Genomic DNA, 19,621 nt, shown 5'->3' with positions numbered 1-19,621 from the left:
ATTCACCCATTAGAGCGTCAAGTTTCCTTCTCGACTGGCGTAAGGTTCATTTGGGACCAAACAGTAACCCGGTTCTTCCCATGTTCCTTGGAATAATAGAGGGCCTGGTCAGCTAATTCGACTACCTGTTGCGGGTCTTTTGTATCCGCAGGATAGGAGGAAACCCCTATACTCACTGTTACACCCACCGGAGGTTTATCATCTGCAATCCTGAAAACAGTCTCGCTGATAGCCTTTCTTATTCGCTCCGCTACTGTTTTTGCATCGCCCGAATCAGTCTCGGGAAGAAGTATGGCAAACTCTTCACCCCCGTATCTGGCTACTGTGTCAATGTTCCGCGTATTTTTCTTTATAATCTTGGCCACGGTAAACAAAGCCGTATCTCCCGCCTTGTGGCCAAATTCGTCATTAAACCGTTTAAAGTAATCTATATCAATCATAATGACGGAAAATTTACAGCCATACCTTTGAGACCGCTGATACTCTTCCTCGAATTTTTTATAAAAATAGCGGTGATTGTAAACCTTGGTCAAGCCATCGGTAATAGCCAATTTCTCAATCTTTTTATAAAGCAGAGCGTTAGCCATGGCTACCGCCGCCTGGCCGCCCAATATGGTAAGAATCTGCATATGCTTGGGCCCGTACGCATAGGGTTCTTTCTTGCCAATGGTTACAACCCCGATAATCTTTTTTTCAACCATGAGGGGAACGACCAGTAATGACCTGAGAAACTGGGTAATACCGGGCATAGACCTGAGGCGCCGGTCTTTCTTGGTATCGTACACTATTTCCGGCTGCCCTGTTTTAGCTACCATACCAACAATCCCTTCATCCAAAGAGAAGGATATTTTCTTAAGTTTGTCTGCATAGGGACTTCTTATGGCTGAAGGAATCAGGAGTTGTTCCTCCTCATGCCACAAATAAATGATCCCTGTATGGTAGGATATAACTTTCCGGCTTTCCGTCAAAATTAACCCCAACGTCTCGGCCATATCGAGGCTGGCGCCTAAACTTTGGGCTACCCCGTAAAGCACCGATAGCTCCCGATTGGCCATTTCCAGGTTTATATACAACCTCAACAGGTACTTCAAGGTCAGGACAGGTATAAACAGCAAAGCCGCTCCGAGCAGGCCGGTTTTGTTATAGATGAGAAACATTAAGATACCCACCGGTGTGGAAAATAAATAAGTATATATATCCCACTTAAGAGCAGCCCCCCACATCGACCAGGTATAATGGCGGCAGGAAGGCCAAAGAAATATGTTCACCAACAGGTGATTTATCACAAAATAGCTTAAAACAAATACCAATAAAGGCAGGATATTGGGTAGCGAAATCTTATCCGAAGTCAGGCCTCCAACGTAATAATATGCATAAGCGGCGCCGACAGCAGAAATGGTATATTGAGCACCGTTAAATAAAGTTGTACGGAACGAACCGTCTTTGGAAATTACCAAATTACCCAGCAGAGCGCTTAAAACACTGATCAATACCGTTGCGCTCGTATCAAAAAGCAAAAAGGAGGTTAATACTACTGCAAACCCCACTGAAAGACTGCCCTGAGGCAGCGCTACCACAAACCATTCGGCCAATACACCCAAAACCAGAAACACAAGGTATTCACGCAAAAAATCAATATCAACGGGCTGTAGCCGCAACATGGAAACAAGCAGTCCGCAGCCCAGAAATATTACCAGCCAGACATATAAACTATGCATGAAACCGGTTCTGGCTCTGGCCAAGCTCTTCACCCCCCAAGGCATTATTCGACAATTAGCAAGGTATTCCCTTCACAAATTCCACAAAAAGACAAAATGATATCAAAGAAAGTAACGGTGAAACAAACATTGCTCCATAGTTGTAAGTGCCACTGTATGGTGAAGCAAAAATTACCACAGAGTGTATTGAGATAAAAAAAATAAACCGCAAAGGTTGTTAGCCCAAATACGGTTATAATTTAGGAATAAAACATCGATGAACTTTTTGCTCTCCCTAATTTGATTCTATGGTTATGTTATCTCCCAGTTTGGTTCCTGTTTTCTCCACTGTTCCCGCCGGCAGTTCAATGACCTGGAACGCCCGGGAAAAAACTTTAGTACACCGGAAAGGGGGCAAATTTTTGTATATGCCTATAATGGCGTTGTTCATATCCAGAAACAGCACATCAATGGAAAATCTCATAAAACAAGTATGTACGCCTTTGCAGGGCTTGATTAACAAAGCTTCTCCTGCAAAAAAGTTTTTTCTGTTTAAGAGGCCTATAAGCCTTGTAAGCCATTTGTCAGCCACTTTCACCTTATTGGCTAAAACCATGCCTGCGCTGGTATTTACTATATACAAAGGCCACCCCTCCACTGCGCCTGGCTGTCGGATATCAGAATGTTTTCAAAACCTGGATTGCCGCCGGACCAAGAACGACAATAAAAATCGTGGGAAAAATAAAGATTATCAGGGGAATAAGCATTTTAACAGGGGCTTTCATCGCCTTTTGCTCTGCCCTCTGGCGTCTTTTCTGGCGCATTTGCTCCGATTGCACCCGCAAAACATTGCCTATGCTCACCCCTAACTGGTCTGCCTGAATAACAGCTCCGACAAAAGACTGGACATCTTCCACACCCGTTCTGACACCCAAATCCTTCAGCGCATCTCTCCTCGGCTTACCCATTTTAACTTCCTGCAGCATCCTGGCGCATTCCTGGGATAAAACCCCTTTTATTTTTTCCACCACCTTTACCATTGCCGCATCAAAGCCCAGACCGGCTTCCACGCTAACCGTCAACAAATCGAGCACATCCGGGAGCGTATCCTGAATTTCCTCCTGTCTGGCCGCCGACTTTGCTTTTAAATAGTACTCGGGCAGCAAAAAACCGATGGCTCCACCTAATGCCACTACTGCTACCATACCGGCCGGGCTCCAGCCCAACGGCAGGACAACAACTATACCGATGACCGGAAGCAAAAGGGTCAGCGCATATTGAATGACCATAAATTCATTGGGTGAAAGATCCAAGGGATTGCCGGCAGCCAGTAATTTTCGCTGCAGGGAAATTCGTTTCTTGGCCGGTATGGCTTTACCCAAAGACAAAGCAATTCTCTCCAGCACAGGCCTGACTACCCGCTCAAAAAAGGGTCTGTCCAGTTCATCCTCTATCTGCTGCTTCTTATTCATGGAAGCGATTTCTTCTATGCGTTGGGCAACAATGATTTTATCGCGGTACACAGTGTAATAAATGCCCTGGACCAAAAAGAACACCGTTACAAAAGTAAGCCCCAAAACAAGGTACAACACCGTTACCACTCCAGTCAAACTTTAATATCGACAATTTTCTTGATCAGAGCTACCCCAATAAGTTGCAATATAACACCGGCGACAATCAGGACAAGACCCAGCGAATCACTGAACAGGATACCTATGTACCCGGGATTTATGGCGGCAAGAATCAACCCCATCCCAACAGGTAAGGCCCCAACTATCATGCCCGATATGCGGCCCTGGGCTGTCAGGGTTTTTATTTCCCCTTTGATACGCACCCGCTCCCTGATGGTATGGGATATGCCCTCCAATATCTGGGACAGGTTGCCGCCCACCTGGCGCTGAATCAATACTGCCGTGATAACCAGGTCCAGGTCCTCGCTTTCTACACGGTTACAGAGGTTTTGCAGGGCCTCTTCCGTTGCGGTACCCAAATTCATTTCCCGTAAAGCCCGGGCAAATTCAACGGAAATCGGGGCGGGCATTTCCTTGCTCACCAGTTCCATGGCCTGCAAAAAACTGAAACCGGCTCGCAATGAATTAGCCATAATTATCAGCGCATCGCCGATCTGGGCATTGAACCGGGCCACTCTTTTTTGTTTGGCTGCCTTCACAACATATTTCGGCACTATAAATCCGGCACTTGCCCCAACCCAGCCCAAAACAAAGTTGCCCGTAAATATAAAGGCCAGGATCCCCATCCCCAGCACACAAAGCACGTTTATCAGAACAAATTCCTCACCCCGCAGGGGAATATCCGCCTTAATCAGTTCCGCTTCCATGGTTTTGGCAAAACTCCTGGCAGCGAAGATTTTACTGGACTTTTGAAACAACTTTTTCAAATTAATGCTCTCTTTTGGTTTCCTGGCCCTGTTATCCGCTTCATAGATGCGTTTGGTGTACTGTTCCATACGGGCAATCAGCATTCTGCGCCGGGCCGTTACAGCCATCAGCACAAAATAACTGAAGACAAAAACAGTCCCGAAAATAAGGAGCAAAACCAGGGATTGCATTGAATCACCCCGCTTAGCTTATGGGCACCGCAAAAGTATCTTCGGGCAGTATTATTCCTGCCGCCTCCAATTTACTCAGGAATTTTGGCCTTATGCCCGTCGGTCTGAACTGACCGATAATCCTTCCTCTGTCATCAACGCCTTTTTGCTCAAAGACAAAAATATCCTGCAAAACTATCGTATCCCCTTCTAAACCGAGCACTTCAGTGATATGGGTAATTTTCCTCGACCCGTCTTTCAACCGGTTTTGCTGAACAATCATGTCCACGGCCGAAGCAATCTGTTCCCTGATGGCACGCACCGGTAATTCCATACCGGCCATTAAAACCATGGTTTCCAACCGGGACAACATATCCCGCGGCGAGTTGGCATGACCCGTCGTCAGAGACCCGTCATGGCCCGTATTCATAGCCTGCAGCATATCCAGCGCTTCACCGCTCCGGACTTCGCCGACTACTATTCGGTCCGGCCTCATCCGCAGGCAATTTTTGACCAAATCCCTGATTGTCACGGCGCCCTTGCCCTCGATATTGGCCGGCCTGCTTTCCAGAGTCACCACGTGTTCTTGGCGCAATTGCAGTTCCGCAGCATCCTCACAGGTAATAATGCGTTCATCATTTGGTATAAACGACGAAAGAACATTTAAAGTGGTGGTTTTACCGGAACCGGTTCCCCCTGATACGACTATATTCAGTCTTCCTTTGACACAGGCTTCCAAAAATTTAGCCATCTGCGGCGTCAGGGTTCCGAACCTGATCAGGTCGTCGATTTGCAGTGGGTCTTTGGAAAATTTCCTGATAGTAATAGTCGGCCCTTTCAAGGCCAGGGGAGGAATTATGGCGTTTACCCGTGACCCATCGGGCAACCGCGCGTCAACCATTGGCGAACTTTCATCTATGCGACGGCCCAGAGGCGCCACAATTTTTTCTATAATATGCATGACATGCTCATTATCCCGAAAGGAAATATCCGTTAATTGCAGCTTACCGCTTCTCTCCACATACACCTGATGAGGGCCGTTTACCATAATTTCCGAAACGGTGGGGTCATTTATCAGCGGCGTAATAGGCCCCAAGCCGATTACTTCATCAATTATCTCCGAAACAATCTTTGCTCTGTCTGCCCTGGGAATAAAACCGGCCTCCCGGTCAATGATAGGATTAACCAGGTCTTCAATCTGACTCTTCAGTTTCTCCGGGGAAATCTCCACATCCGTCTTGTCTCCTTTTAGTATCTCATCATCCAGCTCTTCTATAACCTGTTTATGAATCTTCAGCTTCAGCTCCTGATAAGGGTCCTTGACAACAGGCTGGCTGAACACCCGTTCCTGGGTATCCGGACCTTCATTCAGGTTCTGCTTTTCCTGTTCAAGCCTTTTCAGCAAAGACATGCATAATCCCCCTCATCTTTTCACCGCTGTTCCACCAAAATACTATCTTTTTCTCTTTTATCCAAATAATCTGCTAAGCAGGCCCTTTTTGCTCTCGTCGCCTGTTTCCAGCCCGGTGTCCGACCTTTTTATAATCATCTGGGCCAGTTCTTTTACACTTTGGCTGATTTTGGCCCCGGGCTGGGAAATAACAAAAGGGACCCCCTTATTCACTGCCCCTACTACAACTCTTCCATCACTGGGGATATGGGCAGCAACCTTCATGCCCAGACTTCTTTCCATATCACTGCATTTGATGCCAATCTCGTTGGAAGACCTGTTTAAGATGAGCTTTACTTTGCCTTTGTGGTGTAGAGATTCTAAAACTTCCAAACCCAGCTTGACATTTTTAATGGTCGGCAAATCCAGGGAAACTATCAGAAGTATCTGCTGGCATATATCCAGGGCTGTTAAAGTCGTCTCGTGAAAAAAAGGCGGCGTATCCACTATGATATAATCGTATTTCTGTTTTAACGTGTTAAGTATTTTTTCCACATGGGCAGCCGTAATCAACTCGGCATATTCGGGACGGGTGGGCGCCGGCAGTACCCTGACGCCGGACGAATGCGGAACCAGGTAACTTTCCAGTGTTTCCGCATCCAGAGACCCGATATCCTGAATAAGTTCGGTAATCGTTCTTTTCGGTATTACATTCATCATTACCGCCACGTCACCAAACTGCAGGTCTAAATCAACGATGACCACCTTTTTCCTGGTCTCGTGAAATAAACTTACTGCCAGGTTGGTAACAATGGTTGTTTTACCCACGCCGCCTTTGGTGCTAAAAACCGTAATAATCTGCGGGTCTTTGTTATCCATCAGCTTTGAGGGGTCAGCGGCCTGGATTTTTCTTTTCATTTCAAAATCATAAACATTTTTAATAGTACCGGCCAGTTCGTCGCTGGTAAAAGGCTTGACCATATATTCCCTGGCCCCCGCCGCCATGGCTCGCCTGACATATTCAACCTCCCCCTGTACGGAAATAATGATAATACTTGTTTTGGGGTATTTCAGGGAGATTGCCTCCGTAGCCTTGATTCCATCAAGTCCGGGCATGTTAATGTCCATCAAAATAATATCTGGGTTAAGCTTGCCTGTCTGCCTGATGACATCCTCACCGTCGACAGCCTCGCCAACGACCGTTATCTCTTTTTCAAATTGCAGGAGCCGCTTTATATTTTCCCTGGTTTCTGCCACATCGTCAGCTATTAGTACTTTAATTGGCATCGGGCCCACCTCCGGAATTTTGCCAAACACGCTACCGGCTCTATTTTTTCAAAAACTGTGTATCATCAAAAGGCGGTCGGTCATATCTACTCTGGTCCAGTGGCGACCTCAGAGCCAGGGTAACCTTGCCATGATCCAGCATCAGGGTCAGGGCCTGCATTTTATCCGCCGGTATGGCCAGCGTAACATTTTTCGCTCCGGTATCAGATTGGTTATTTTTTGCATCCTCTTTACCCTGGTTTACTGCCCTATTTGTAGCAGGCGTAAAATTATCGCCAACGGCCAGGACTTCCACGTTTTGCAGTAAAACGTGCGCCACAGTTGTCTGTGTCGGACCCGTTTGTTGATTGGAAGCAGGGTTACTGGTTTCCAGCTCAATGGTCCCTATCACGTCTACCCGGTCACCCGGTCTTACCAAACCTCCCACGCCCGTGACTTCGTTAATCGGTACAGACATAGCTCTGGATCCGAGGGGGACTTGATAGGACAAACTTACCGGGTTGCCTTCTTTTCGTAAGATTTTTTCCCTTAATACCTGTTCGCCGGCCGAAATGTCACTGCCTGAAACAAACCCGATGACCTGCTCCTCATCCAAAACTGCATTGGGATGGACAAATTCTTCAGGCACATCTTTGACAGAGACCATATCGCCGGTAATAACGGTCCTGGCCGGAATATTGACATTGGCCACTACGACTTTTTTGGTCGTTACGTTAGTAGCAGCTTTCTTTACCTGCTCCAGGTAGTAATTCATCGCCAGAGTCGTAAGTAGAGCCAAGAAAACCGCCACAAACAGAATCTTTTTATTGGACATTTTCTCGCCCCCGCTTTTACTCGCTTAATTTTATGCCATGTAGACCGTAATCTGTTGCAGATTCGTCACTGTCGGCCGAAATAGCTTCTTTGATAAAATAACCGACCACATTGTTTTCATGGCCCTGCCCCTCAACTCCTTTAAGGAAAAAAGCGGCAAAACCCACCACCCGTACCCTTCTGGAATCGATTTGTTCAACCACCGGCACGTAGATAACCCGGGGGCAATCGGGTTGATAACTGTCCCAGGTGCATTCGGGGGAATGCCTGGTCCTGCACAGATTGATCCGGTAATTCACCCCGTCCGATGTAGGGCCTGACATATTGCCACTTTTGATGTCAATCACATCGCCGATGGAAACAGATCCGGCATAACCGTTCTTTATCGTCTCCCGGTATTCACTGGCGCCGCCTCCTCCACCGGTGTAATCCAGAGCCCCAAACCAGCCATGCCAACGTCCTCCGTCATTGCTTACACCACCGGAACCTTCTTTGAGCACATATTCTTCTCCGTAATGAAGTTCCTGCTTCAGTACGCTGAAAGGTACTGCTCCGGTCAACGTTCTGGCCGGCGCCACTCTCGCTTTAGCTGAAGCGCTAACGGTACTGAAATTTCTGCCAAATAGTCTGGCAAAAACCAGATTCACTGTGTCGTTTGATGTAACGGTAATACTCTTGTTGTCCGGCGCAACGGTGGCTGTAACCTGAAGCGGGTCAAGACCGTTTAACTGAGCATAGCTTTTGGCAATCGCCACGGCGTTGGCCGGATTATCTGGCAGCTCCTGGGCTCCGGCCAACGCCGCCGCATCCACGGCATGCGCCACTTTATTTTGCTTAACGTAAAGCAAACCTATATCAGTAACAATGGCAACAAAACCCAAAAATACGGTAAAGGCTATGGCTACAATGACAATAACGCTACCCTCTTCCTTTTTTAGAAGCCTGGAAATAAGGTGTTTCATTAATACCACCTCCGATTGGTAACCGGTATATACCGTTCCCCGTCATTCTACCCGCATCGTAGTTGAGGCGGTAACTATATATGGGTTTCCGGTTATGACCCCGATAAGAGGCGCGATTATATCCAGGCTATACGAAACCTGTACCGTCAAGGGGGTACCCCTGGTTCTGCTTCCGGCAGGACTGATGGTGACAGTTATTTTGGCAGGATCTAAAGTATAGGCGTTGTTAATCACCGCATCTCTGATATCGGCATCGGTTCCGCCTACTACTCCGTGGCGCGCCCCTTCCCTGGCCGCGTTGGTAACAATCAAATAGGTGTTCATAATACGGCCAAACTCAACAATACCAAAAATAATTAAAATCAAGACGGGCAGAACCAGGGCCATTTCTACCAAAGCCTGTCCGTTTCCAGTTCGCCCGAATTTCCTAAACCATGTCATATTAACCGTCACCTCATCAGATAGGCCACAAAAGTGCCTATACCTATTGCCAAACCATACGGCAAGGACTCATGATACTCCGCTTTATCCAGACTTTTTAAGGTGTTAATTCTAAAACGGCTGCCAATAAAAACAAGAAATGTCAGCGCTATTCTTTTAAGGGTTGACAGCAGGCGTTTTTGTTTTATCAGAACGGCAATAGCAAAAATTCCGCCGGTAATTCCGGTAGCCAGAAAAGCATTAAATGCAAAATAGGGTCCTTTTAAAGCGCCAACAGCACCCATCAGTTTAACGTCTCCTGCCCCAAAACCACCCAGAGCAAAGGGAACAAAGAGCAGCCCTAACCCTGCTCCCAGCCCTTTCAGGCTGAAAATAATCCCTGCAGTTCCCGAAGTTAAGGCATGTAGCATTAGCCCCGCCACAATCCCTGTGGCAATTACCTTGTTATATATCTTCCGCTGCTTTAAATCAGTATAGACGGAAATTAAGACTACACCCACTGTTACAGCATCCAACAGATAAGTTGCCAAAGTCATAAATTTTTCACCCTTCTATTAACAAACCCTACTTAAAAAGTAGGGCTTGTTTGAAGTGCATTATACCAATTATTGCGTTTTTCAACGGTTATGCCTTTTCCCAGAGGCCGCATCCGCTTTACAAATATGAACCCGGTTAAGGAAGTTGAGGGCAGTGGATTTGCCACCGCCCGTTAATTATTTATCAAATTTTAATTAGTTCGACCGATCTTGCGCCAGTTCATCCCTTACAGTAGTAAACCTGGCTTTCAGGTTATCGCCCATTGTAGCCATAATAGCAATTACCGCAATTACAATTAACGCAAGAATAAGTCCATACTCCGTCACACCCTGTCCACTTTCTTCTTTCCATAATTTTTTTATCATGGTTAACATACACTCACCCCCTTGCCATATTTTGTAACCAGGAAAGTCGGGCAAAAAAACAGCCTTTCTCTCCAAACTGCTTTTGGTAGAGAAAGGCTTTCCTTCTATCACTCCCCTTCGGCAGCCTGGCGATCATAGCAATAAGCTTTAGACCCATGGCTTTGCGCCACCGTCTTTCGACGGCTTAGCCTTTATCGTGGTTTTCCACTACTTCGGAATAAAATCTTCTTTTAGGTTGTCCGAACAAAATTCCTTCTTCGCTTCTTAGCTAATTATATTGTATCATTCTGCCTGGTTTTCTTGTATTCTACTGTAGTCTCAATTTTTTTAGGACTTTTGTCCCAGGACCTGACCCGTTTTCTTTTTAGATAATGTTTTATCCTACCCATAATCTGATTACATCTATGTATATCGCCCACTTCCTCCAAAAGGACTACCCGGCCGGAAGCCGCCCGCCATATTTCCTCATACAGCCCCATCATCTTCCTGGTTGAAACCAGCAGTTTGATGGTGGGATAGTCCCTGGCCAGCAAAGCAGCAATTTGCGGTGTTCTGTCTTCTGACCCCATGTCAAATAATAATATTTCAAAGTCTTCGTAATTGCCATACCTCAGCATCATCAGCCTTCTTACCAACCACTCCAGGTTTTCTTCATTATTTTGCAAAAATAAAACTAGACTGAATTTGGGGCCAAAACCATGGCGTGGCTGGCTGCTATTGTGAAACCGTTTTGTCATCCCCATTACCAAAACAGCGATTATAACCAAACTTGTCATACATACTGCCAGAACTGTCCACATCTCCGCCCACCCCCCGGTTCTTTCTTTATAATATGAGGGGGAGAACCCCAGGCGTTACAGAGGACAATTATAAATCCTACAGGTCAGTCTTTATGGCATAAAGGGCTGCCTGAGTCCGATCGTGCACTTTGATTTTTCGGAATATGCTGCTGATATGGTTTTTCACAGTCTTTTCACTGATAAAAAGCTCTGCGGCTATTTCCCTGTTATTTTTTCCCTCAGCGATCAGCCTGATGATTTCCCGTTCCCTGGCCGTCAATTCCGCCAAACCACCGGACGCCGGGCCTCCACCGGCCGGATTGTTTACCTCCCGCAGCAACATTTGGGTAATCCTTGGGGCAATAACCGTCTCTCCCGCATAAACAGCCTTTATAGTTGATATCAATGCGTCAACACTGACATCTTTCAGCAAATACCCTGAAACGCCTATTTTAATCAGTTCAAGTATCCTTTGTTCACAGTCATCCACGGTCAAAGCAATAACCTTTATTTCAGGGTTATTTTTCAACAAAATTTTTGCCGCTTCCACGCCGCTAAATTTGGGCATGTTTAAATCAAGCAGCACGACATCTGGTTTTAACCGGTTTACCTTATCCAAAACCTCATTGCCGTCGGCTGCTTCGCCGGCAACGCAGATCTCCTTATCCAGAGCCAATACTTTAATTAGCCCTTCCCTTATTAACGGGTGGTCATCAGCAATGAGAACCTTAATTTTCCCCAACCGCCTGTACCTCCTGTCCGGCCACCGGAATTTTGAAATATAACTCGGTTCCCTGCTTCGGGGCCGTGGTTATCTTCATCTCTCCCCCAAGCAGCGCAACCCGTTCCCGCATATTGATAAGGCCAAACTTATTCCCTTTGTTATTCATCATTACCTGTTCTAAATCAAACCCTACCCCATTATCCCTTATACATATGGTAAAAAACTTGTCATTTACATCAATCGTCAGGTTTACCCTGCCGGCCCGCGCATGTTTGCGCACATTGTTAAGCCCTTCCTGTATTAAACGGAAGATAGCGATTTCCAGCGCTGGGGTATACCGCGCTTCCCGGCCAAAAAAATTGGCATCCACTTCTATACGGGATTTTGACTTATAATCTTCCAGGTACCTTTTTACGGCCGGCACAATGCCCAAGTCATCCAGAGCCATCGGCCGCAAGTCAAAAATTATCTTGCGCACATCCTGCAAGGTCAGTTTGACGGCCTCTTTTATCTGACCCAACTCCGCCCGTACCTGTTCGGGGGCCACATCCATTAATTTTTCACAGTATTCCATGCGTAAAACCAGGTTGGCCATAGCTTGGGCCGGCCCGTCATGTATTTCCCTGGCGACCCGTTTTCTTTCTTCTTCCTGGGCCCTGATAATTTCTATACCCATCTGTTGCTTCTGCTGCAAGCTCTCCAGCCTTAAGTTCAAGTTTTTTAAATTACCGCCTATAAAGTCCATCACTACCCCTACCTGGGACATAAGGTTGTCGGCCTTCCTGGCGGTTTCCTGTAATTTTACCAAACTGGCTTCGTAGTCCTTTTTCTTTTGTTTTAACAGGCTTTCACGTTCCAAAAGAGAGCTTAAATAAGCCTGCATTTTGCTGGCATGCTCGTAGGCCCTCTTTATATCCGCTTCTTTATATTGTTGAAAATTCCGGTCGATTTCACCTAGTTCATATTGGGCTACTCTTTCGTCTTCCCTGACTTTTTCTATTTCTTTCGCCAGTTCTACTAACTGGTCGTTAACTTCATCCAAATGCGTTTTCATGCGCAGGTACTCGATACGGGCATTTTCTGCAATGGCGAAGATTTGTTCTTTGCCGTTTTCTATAGAAAAAATGGTATCCTTGACTATCTTGTCCAGGTTGCTAATGTCTGATTTACTTCCATTGATAGCTAATTCCACCATTTTTGCGCCCCCCTTTCCTCTTTTTTCGACAATAATTGGCAGAATCCTGCAAAGCTGGCATAAATAAAGGTTTGGGTTTAGCCCAAACCTACTAACTCTACGATTTCCTCCTGTATGGCTTTTAAATCATCGACGCTATTGGCTTCCACATAAATCCGGAAAAGGGGTTCTGTGCCCGAAGCCCTGATAAGAGCCCAACTACCGTCTTCCAGGACAAATTTCCTACCGTCAAGGCTTAAAACTTTATGGACAGCTTTTCCGGCAACAGAAGCCGGTGCCAGCTCTTTGAGGGACTCCAGGACCCGTTCTTTTGTTTCCTGGGAACAGCGAATATCTTTTCGTTCGCTGAACAGCCGGCCATATTTGTCTTCAATATCCTTGAGTATTTCCCGCACCGGTTTTTTGTGCCAAGCCACCATTTCTGCAATCAGGGCATTGGCCAAAATGCCGTCTTTCTCGGGAATGTGACCGGCAATGCTTAACCCTCCGCTTTCTTCACCACCTAAAATACTGCCGCGCTTCATCATAGATTCACCGATATATTTAAAACCAACAGGCGTTTCGTCTACGTCCATGCCGAAATCGCGCGCAATGCGGTCCAACATATGGGTAGTGGCCACGGAACGGGCTACCGGCCCCCTGATATTTTTATTTGCCAACAAGTGATAATAAACAAGGGTCAGCACCTGGTTAGCCGTGGTATAAGCGCCGTCGGCATCAATTACCCCAAACCTGTCGGCGTCGCCGTCCATAGCCAGACCCAAGTGAGCCCTTCTTTCCACCACCAGCTTTTTCAATTGGGTCAGCACTTTATCGGAAGGTTCGGGTAAACTGCCGCCAAATAACGCGTCCCTGTATCCGTGTATCGTTTCCACCTGGCAGCCGGCATCCCTGAGCACAGTATCCAGGTAGTCAATTCCAGCTCCATACATAGGGTCAACAATGACTTTTAAATTCGCCTCTTTTATGGCCTTAGTATCTATTATTGATTTCAGGTGTTCCGTATAAGCAGGAAAAGGATCAAAGTATTCAACCAAACCATTATTAACGGCCTTTTCAAAAGAAGTTGCCACAACCTTACCATCTGTCAGCGCTTCATGCAATAATCGTTCTATTTCATTGGTTATGTAAGGCAGCGCCGGGCCCGCATATTCAGGTATAAATTTGATCCCGTTATATTCCGGCGGATTATGGCTGGCCGTCAGCATCACAGCGCCGGCGGTTTCTTTTAACTTGACAGCAAAAGCAGTAACAGGTGTGGGCATGGACCGGTTGTTCATAAATATCTTGATTTCATGTCCACAGAAAACCTCGGCCACAGCCTGGGCAAAATGTTCCGACAAAAACCGGTTGTCATAACCGATGACCACGCCACGACCGGCAAGACGGCTCCCCTTCACATATCTGGCCAAGGCCTCCGCAACATATTTGACATTTTCAAAAGTAAATTCTTTAGCCATTATGGCACGCCAACCATCTGTGCCAAATTTAATCGCAGCCATTCCTCGCCTACCCCCATTTGCATAAATTGATATCACAAATTCAGTTTTATGGGCCCCGGTCAGTTTTTATTACTTAATTTTAATTAATTTTACCCGGTGGGTTGATTTTCCTTTTTCCGATTAAAAATTTTTTCTACGTTATACCTCTTTATCGCTTATGTCCGTTACATGGTCAAGTTTATCTTCTTTCAAATCCACATAAAGTTCGCCCTGAGAATTGATGGCGGCCAGCGCTACTTCCCCTATCGTATGCACACCTTTTTTTCCCAGCTCCTGCATCAGCCATTCCTCGCTTAAATTATTTTGCACCAGATTGGCCTCGACCAATTTACCGTCCACTATAAGTTCTGAAGGAACCCCCTCATATTGTGTGGCTATCCCCAAGTCCTTAGGGGTAGCGGGCCTATATTGGGATTTCAACTGGACACTTAAATGTCCGTTGGGTTCAAGAATAGCAAACTCTACCTGACTGATATCAAAAACACCCCTTAACCTGAGCTGGCTCATCAAGTCATCCATGGTATACCTGGTCAATCCCATATTTTCTTCTAATACTTTTCCATTGTGAATGACCACAGTAGGTTCCCCCTGGATAAGTTTGCGCAATGGCCTGCTCTGCAAAGATACATAACCGGCTAAAATAGACAGGAATACAAAAGTCACCAAGGCAGCAAAAACAGGCCAGACATCAATATTCAGGCTGCCGGCCATATTAGCGGCAATGCTGCCGATGGTAATTCCCGTAACAAAATGGTAAAAAGTCAGCTCGGATATTTGCTGTTTTCCCACCAAACGGGCTAATACCAGCAAGGCAACAAAGGCAAAAGCTGACCGGAACATAGCTTGAATTATTTCATTCAATTAAAAAACCCCCTTTAAACCATATCGCTCTTATTATGGTTCAAAGGGAGGTTTTTAATTCCGATATTATTTCAGATTTCTCTCATGCCTTCAACACAAAAAACTCCCTTGTGGGAGTTTTAAGCGGAATATTTGCGCTCTTGCTGCGGCATTTCCAGAGTTTGTACGGCTCTGGAGCCAAGCACGCCCAATTTATCGGCGCCAATAAAAGCCGCCAGGGTAACGCCGATAAACACCAGGAAGGACTGGGCTGTCGTTAATTGGGTAAGAATTATACCACTGACTCCCAGGAGAATGTCAAACAGGTAAATGGCCAGTACTGTCTGGCGATGGGATAAGCCTTTTTCCAACAAGCAGTGATGCAAGTGTTCCTTATCAGCTTTAAAGATGGGCTGATGGTTCATAAACCTTCTCACAATAGCAAAAGCAGTATCAAATATGGGGATACCGATAATGAATATGGGCACAAACACCGACATAACGGCAAAGCCCTTGGTCAGCCCAATAATAGATAAAGCAGCAAGGATATAGCCTAAAAACATGCTTCCCGAATCACCCATAAAAATCTTGGCCGGGTGAAAATTGTATTTGAGGAAGCCGATAGTACTGGCGCCCAGGATAATTGCCGGAAGGACTACCATGTACTGGCCTTCCAGCCATCCGATTACAGCCAGGCAGAAAGCAGCTATGGTAGCCACGCCACCGGCCAATCCGTCTAAACCGTCAACCAGGTTAACGGCGTTGGTTACGCCAACAATCCAGAACAAGGTAATGGGGATGCTCAATATCCCTAAATTTACTACCCCGCCGAAGGGGTTGGTGACAAAAGTGACTTCTATACCGAATAATACCAAAACCAAGGCTGCTACAATCTGGCCTAACAGCTTCAACCGGGGTGAAATATCAAAAATATCGTCCATTATTCCTAAAGCAACTATCAAGGCGCTACCGATGACCAGGCCCAGTGTGATTTTACTGATTTCCTGTGTGACCAGCATAGCTATGACAAAGCCAAGAAAAATGGCCACTCCGCCTAACCTGGGCATCGGCTTGCAGTGTACTTTACGGTCATTGGGGCAATCAACTGCGCCAATTTTAAAGGCTAACCTTCTTACCAAAGGCGTCATTATCAGCGTTGTCAGGAAAGCGACTGCGATTCCGAGTACTTTGGTCTCCACTTCGTCTCTCCCCTCCCCAAGGGCAACGTCCTTACGAAATATTTCTATGCTAAAATAGCAAACAACAATACACACTTGTCCCTATTTTAACACATTAACCGACATTTGTCACTACTATCCGCAAAATTACTCGCCAACAGCAAACATTAATTCTGCCTCGGCAACCAACTGATCGCCCACAAATGCCCGGCCAAAAGCCTTGCCTACCCGGCCACGCAGCTTTAACATCTCTACCTCCAACCGCAGTTGGTCACCCGGGACAACCTGTTTTCTAAAACGCACCTTATCCAAACCGGCAAAAAAAGCAATTTTCCCTTTAAATTCAGGCTTTGACAGGATGTACACCGCCCCTGTCTGAGCCAATGCCTCGATAATCAAAACTCCCGGCATAACCGGGTAGTCAGGAAAATGCCCCTGAAAATACTCTTCGTTAGCGCTTACATTTTTTTGTCCCACAACTTTATTTTCATCCATTTCAATAATCCTGTCCACCAACAGAAAGGGATATCTGTGGGGCAAAATCTCTTTAATCCGGTTAATATCTAACATCTTGGTTCCTCCTTTATATGCCGGTTACCGGCTTTTTAACATTTTATCTTTTAATTTTATAATCAACCCTGTCAAATCGGCTATCTCTCTGACCTTGAGCAGTAACAAACCGAAAAAGTAAACCAGTACTCCTGCCGCACCGGCAAGTAAAATTTTCAGCAAAAGCCCCTGGCGCGAACTGTCCGGGACATAGCTTCCCAGCAAATTATAAAGTACGGCTGTTACCAATGCCATCACAGCGCCGGCAGAAATGATCTTACCTAAAGTCAGCAGCCAATGGGCAGGGAAAATTTCACCCAACTTCCTTCTCAGGTAAACATATAAGATCAAAACATTAACAGATAAACCCAACGCCAATCCCAAAGCCAGGCCCCCAACGCCCATAATTTTAACCAGCAGCAAATCAAATAAGACAGTGGCCATGGCGCCCACCGCAGCGATAAGCACAGGAGTTACCGTATCCTGCAGGGCATAAAAACTTCTGGTCAAAATGTCTCTTAGGGCCCACGGAATTATCGCCAAAGCATAATAGGCCAGAGCATTAGCCGTAACTACCGTGTTGTGAACCGTAAATTCCCCATGTTCAAAGAGCAGCTTAATTATAGGTTTATTCAGTGTGAGGAGTCCCACTGCGGCAGGGACCAGAATCAGAAAAAAGAGACTGATCCCGCGAATCAAGGTTTCTTTTAATTGCCCGTATTCCCTTTTTGATGCGTAAACCGACAGGGCCGGAAAAACAGGAATTGAAATAGCCGCCACAAACAAGCCAAGGGGTAGCTGCATCACCCTGTTGGCATAGTTTAACGCCGAAATGCTTCCTGCTTCGAGGGTTGAAGCCAGTCCCCGTTCCACAAAAACCGGCGCCTGGCCGATAATCACCCCCAGTACAACAGGGAGCATTAGCCACAGGGTTTTCTTTACACCCGGGTGGGACCAGGAAATAATCAGGCGGTATTGAAAACCCTTTTTCCACATCACCGGGAGCTGAAAAAGAAATTGCGCGGCAAAACCCACCATTGTCCCTGCTGCCAGGCTGGCAATCCCCCAGCGGCGCCCTAGAGCCAGGACAAACCCGATGGTAACCAGACTGGTAATCATGGGGCCCAAAGCCGGAAATAAAAAATGCCTGTAAGAGTTCAAAATAGCCGAAATCAGCCCCATTAAGCCAATAAACAATAGGGCCGGCAGTATTATGCGGAACAGTTTTGCCGTTAAAGCCAGGCTGGCCCGGTCAAAACCCGGCGCAAGCAATTTTACAATATAAGGGCTTAGAACAAAAGCCGCGGTAATCAGGGTAATAAAAAAAACCGCCACCAGGTTAATTGTTGTATTGGCCAGGTTATTTGCTTCTCCCCTGTCCCTGGAAACCAGGTAATCATTGAAGACAGGCAAAAATGCAGCGTTAAAGGCTCCCGCCAGGGCCATAGCCACCATACTGGGGATAGTATAGGCCACTACATAAGCGTCGGTATGGGCAGACGCACCGAACTGGTTGGCAATCACCATTTCCCTGATAAAACCGACAAACCGGCCGACCAGAGTTGCTACCATGATGACCGACGCCGCTTTCGCCAAACTTTTGGTGTTACTCATGCCTTTTTCCCTCTTTGCATTTTTCTCGTCCTTCTACGTACTAATTTTTCATATACTTCTGCCGTTTTTCGGGCCATCGCTTCAGCGGTAAATTTCTTCTCAACTGTTTCCCTTCCCGTTCTGGCCAACTCCCGGGCAAGGCCAGGCAGTTCCAAAACACTGGTTATGGCTTCGGACAAAGCAATGGGATCGCCCGGAGGCACAAGTAAACCGTTAACACGGTTTTTAATGATTTCCGGTACACCGCCCACCGCACTGGCCACAACAGGCTTTTCCATGGCCATAGCCTCTATAATGGACAATCCAAAACCTTCTGACAGGGAAGGCTGTACAACAATATCCACAGATGTCAAGACTTCCGGAATGTCTTTTCTAAAACCGGCAAAAATGACATTTCCGGCAATTCCCAGCTCCCGGGCCTGTTCCTCAAGGCGCTTCTTTTCCGGGCCTGTCCCCACAATGAGCAACTTTAAAAATGGAAAATCACGGACCAGTTGTTCAAAGGCATAGAACAAAATACTGTGCCCTTTGACAGGATGCAATCTGGAAATTACCGCCAGCAAAGTTTCATTATCGGCGATCTTGAACTGTTTTCTTATTTGAGCCCTTTTAGCCTCAGAAAAAAAATATTTATTTAATTCCAAACCGTTGTATATAACGGAAACCCTTCGTTTACTGATACCGTATTTTTCACAAACATACCCGGCCAAATCTTCAGAAACTGTTATAAAATGCTTAGTCAAAGGCAGGGTCAGTTTTTCGCTGATTTTATTTACATACAGGTCCAGCTTTCGCGGGTAATCATACTCCAGATTGCTGTGGATCGTTGTAACAATGTTTTTTATCCCTGCTTTTCTGGCAGCCAGCCGGCCGACCAGATTGGCGCGCACCCCATGGGTATGCACTATGTCAAAACCATTTTTCTTTATGTAATCGGAGAGCCTGAAGATAACTTTAAGGTCTAACTTCCCGGCCATAGGAAATACCCGGTGGGGAAAACCTTCGCCCGCCAGTCTGCCGGCCAGCGGCGCTCCAAACAAACAGGCCACCACAATATGAAAATCCTGCCGGTCCATATTTCTCAACAGTGTAATCAAATACTGCTCAGCCCCGCCAAATTCTCCGCCACCTATGACATGCAGCACTTTTATTTTCTTCTTCAACCCTGCTCTCCCCCTAAACACGTCCTATTAATATATT

Annotated in this window: 20 protein-coding genes and 1 riboswitch; all 20 genes read right to left on the bottom strand. The window is 46.3% G+C overall.

Annotated features, from left to right (window positions below):
• Window positions 1-17 precede the first annotated feature (17 nt).
• On the bottom strand, window positions 18-1,742 hold the full coding sequence (locus ACSNJE_RS01540) for a sensor domain-containing diguanylate cyclase (RefSeq protein ID WP_052217305.1): 1,725 nt from the start codon (window positions 1,740-1,742) through the stop codon (window positions 18-20).
• A gap of 250 nt (window positions 1,743-1,992) precedes the next feature.
• Window positions 1,993-2,340, bottom strand: a complete 348-nt coding sequence (locus ACSNJE_RS01535) for a DUF192 domain-containing protein (protein WP_474773466.1) — start codon at window positions 2,338-2,340, stop codon at window positions 1,993-1,995.
• Between the two features lie 34 nt (window positions 2,341-2,374).
• On the bottom strand, window positions 2,375-3,289 hold the full coding sequence (locus ACSNJE_RS01530) for a type II secretion system F family protein (RefSeq protein ID WP_495251818.1): 915 nt from the start codon (window positions 3,287-3,289) through the stop codon (window positions 2,375-2,377).
• A 14-nt stretch (window positions 3,290-3,303) separates the two neighbouring features.
• Window positions 3,304-4,266, bottom strand: coding sequence for a type II secretion system F family protein (locus tag ACSNJE_RS01525; RefSeq protein WP_052217302.1), 963 nt, complete (start codon window positions 4,264-4,266; stop codon window positions 3,304-3,306).
• 13 nt (window positions 4,267-4,279) lie between these two features.
• Window positions 4,280-5,656 carry a TadA family conjugal transfer-associated ATPase gene (locus ACSNJE_RS01520; protein WP_495251817.1) on the bottom strand — a complete coding sequence of 459 codons (1,377 nt, stop codon included), beginning with the start codon at window positions 5,654-5,656 and terminating at the stop codon, window positions 4,280-4,282.
• A 57-nt stretch (window positions 5,657-5,713) separates the two neighbouring features.
• Complete coding sequence (locus ACSNJE_RS01515) at window positions 5,714-6,922, bottom strand: CpaE/TadZ family protein (protein ID WP_495251816.1); 1,209 nt, start codon at window positions 6,920-6,922, stop codon at window positions 5,714-5,716.
• Window positions 6,923-6,962: 40 nt separating this feature from the next.
• Entirely contained in the window at window positions 6,963-7,736 is a 774-nt protein-coding gene (cpaB, locus tag ACSNJE_RS01510) for a Flp pilus assembly protein CpaB (protein WP_013121633.1), read from the bottom strand.
• A gap of 16 nt (window positions 7,737-7,752) precedes the next feature.
• On the bottom strand, window positions 7,753-8,697 hold the full coding sequence (locus tag ACSNJE_RS01505; RefSeq protein WP_495251815.1) for a pilus assembly protein TadG-related protein: 945 nt from the start codon (window positions 8,695-8,697) through the stop codon (window positions 7,753-7,755).
• Between the two features lie 42 nt (window positions 8,698-8,739).
• Window positions 8,740-9,138: a TadE/TadG family type IV pilus assembly protein gene (locus tag ACSNJE_RS01500; RefSeq protein ID WP_052217297.1), complete on the bottom strand. Its 399-nt coding sequence runs from the start codon at window positions 9,136-9,138 to the stop codon at window positions 8,740-8,742.
• An 8-nt stretch (window positions 9,139-9,146) separates the two neighbouring features.
• On the bottom strand, window positions 9,147-9,674 hold the full coding sequence (locus ACSNJE_RS01495; RefSeq protein WP_461568577.1) for an A24 family peptidase: 528 nt from the start codon (window positions 9,672-9,674) through the stop codon (window positions 9,147-9,149).
• 195 nt (window positions 9,675-9,869) lie between these two features.
• Window positions 9,870-10,049 (bottom strand): Flp family type IVb pilin, encoded by a 180-nt coding sequence (locus ACSNJE_RS01490; RefSeq protein WP_495251814.1) that lies wholly within the window; start codon window positions 10,047-10,049, stop codon window positions 9,870-9,872.
• Window positions 10,050-10,156: 107 nt separating this feature from the next.
• Window positions 10,157-10,240, bottom strand: a riboswitch (cyclic di-GMP riboswitch).
• A 72-nt stretch (window positions 10,241-10,312) separates the two neighbouring features.
• Window positions 10,313-10,840, bottom strand: coding sequence for a glycosyltransferase (locus ACSNJE_RS01485; RefSeq protein WP_474773473.1), 528 nt, complete (start codon window positions 10,838-10,840; stop codon window positions 10,313-10,315).
• Between the two features lie 76 nt (window positions 10,841-10,916).
• Window positions 10,917-11,561, bottom strand: coding sequence for a response regulator (locus ACSNJE_RS01480; protein ID WP_052217293.1), 645 nt, complete (start codon window positions 11,559-11,561; stop codon window positions 10,917-10,919).
• A complete protein-coding gene (locus ACSNJE_RS01475) occupies window positions 11,548-12,738 on the bottom strand; it encodes a sensor histidine kinase (protein WP_052217292.1) in 1,191 nt (396 codons plus the stop codon). Before ACSNJE_RS01475 ends, ACSNJE_RS01480 begins: the two co-directional genes overlap by 14 nt.
• A gap of 77 nt (window positions 12,739-12,815) precedes the next feature.
• Window positions 12,816-14,240, bottom strand: coding sequence for a phosphoglucomutase/phosphomannomutase family protein (locus ACSNJE_RS01470; protein ID WP_495251813.1), 1,425 nt, complete (start codon window positions 14,238-14,240; stop codon window positions 12,816-12,818).
• Window positions 14,241-14,378: 138 nt separating this feature from the next.
• Entirely contained in the window at window positions 14,379-15,101 is a 723-nt protein-coding gene (locus ACSNJE_RS01465) for a YetF domain-containing protein (protein WP_495251812.1), read from the bottom strand.
• A gap of 119 nt (window positions 15,102-15,220) precedes the next feature.
• Window positions 15,221-16,279, bottom strand: a complete 1,059-nt coding sequence (locus tag ACSNJE_RS01460; RefSeq protein WP_495251811.1) for a glycosyltransferase family 4 protein — start codon at window positions 16,277-16,279, stop codon at window positions 15,221-15,223.
• 126 nt (window positions 16,280-16,405) lie between these two features.
• Entirely contained in the window at window positions 16,406-16,828 is a 423-nt protein-coding gene (fabZ, locus tag ACSNJE_RS01455) for a 3-hydroxyacyl-ACP dehydratase FabZ (RefSeq protein ID WP_495251810.1), read from the bottom strand.
• A gap of 24 nt (window positions 16,829-16,852) precedes the next feature.
• Window positions 16,853-18,421: a murein biosynthesis integral membrane protein MurJ gene (gene murJ / locus ACSNJE_RS01450; protein WP_495251809.1), complete on the bottom strand. Its 1,569-nt coding sequence runs from the start codon at window positions 18,419-18,421 to the stop codon at window positions 16,853-16,855.
• On the bottom strand, window positions 18,418-19,584 hold the full coding sequence (locus tag ACSNJE_RS01445; protein WP_495251808.1) for a glycosyltransferase: 1,167 nt from the start codon (window positions 19,582-19,584) through the stop codon (window positions 18,418-18,420). The genes murJ and ACSNJE_RS01445 overlap by 4 nt, the downstream gene beginning before the upstream one ends.
• Between the last annotated feature and the right edge of the window lie 37 nt (window positions 19,585-19,621).

The sequence above is a fragment of the Thermincola sp. GK-1 genome (assembly GCF_059412445.1).
The sequence above is the reverse complement of the archived record's forward strand: the minus strand, read 5'-3'. Positions and strand labels throughout refer to the sequence as shown.

Excerpts from the sequence above, each read along its gene's own strand:
- ACSNJE_RS01475 (WP_052217292.1), bottom strand. The coding sequence starts at position 12,738 with ATGGTGGAATTAGCTATCAATGGAAGTAAATCAGACATTAGCAACCTG.
- ACSNJE_RS01490 (WP_495251814.1), bottom strand. The coding sequence starts at position 10,049 with ATGTTAACCATGATAAAAAAATTATGGAAAGAAGAAAGTGGACAGGGT.
- ACSNJE_RS01525 (WP_052217302.1), bottom strand. The coding sequence starts at position 4,266 with ATGCAATCCCTGGTTTTGCTCCTTATTTTCGGGACTGTTTTTGTCTTC.
- ACSNJE_RS01515 (WP_495251816.1), bottom strand. The coding sequence starts at position 6,922 with ATGCCAATTAAAGTACTAATAGCTGACGATGTGGCAGAAACCAGGGAA.
- cpaB (WP_013121633.1), bottom strand. The coding sequence starts at position 7,736 with ATGTCCAATAAAAAGATTCTGTTTGTGGCGGTTTTCTTGGCTCTACTT.
- murJ (WP_495251809.1), bottom strand. The coding sequence starts at position 18,421 with ATGAGTAACACCAAAAGTTTGGCGAAAGCGGCGTCGGTCATCATGGTA.
- fabZ (WP_495251810.1), bottom strand. The coding sequence starts at position 16,828 with ATGTTAGATATTAACCGGATTAAAGAGATTTTGCCCCACAGATATCCC.
- ACSNJE_RS01470 (WP_495251813.1), bottom strand. The coding sequence starts at position 14,240 with ATGGCTGCGATTAAATTTGGCACAGATGGTTGGCGTGCCATAATGGCT.
- ACSNJE_RS01500 (WP_052217297.1), bottom strand. The coding sequence starts at position 9,138 with ATGACATGGTTTAGGAAATTCGGGCGAACTGGAAACGGACAGGCTTTG.
- ACSNJE_RS01495 (WP_461568577.1), bottom strand. The coding sequence starts at position 9,674 with ATGACTTTGGCAACTTATCTGTTGGATGCTGTAACAGTGGGTGTAGTC.
- ACSNJE_RS01505 (WP_495251815.1), bottom strand. The coding sequence starts at position 8,697 with ATGAAACACCTTATTTCCAGGCTTCTAAAAAAGGAAGAGGGTAGCGTT.
- ACSNJE_RS01485 (WP_474773473.1), bottom strand. The coding sequence starts at position 10,840 with ATGTGGACAGTTCTGGCAGTATGTATGACAAGTTTGGTTATAATCGCT.
- ACSNJE_RS01520 (WP_495251817.1), bottom strand. The coding sequence starts at position 5,656 with ATGTCTTTGCTGAAAAGGCTTGAACAGGAAAAGCAGAACCTGAATGAA.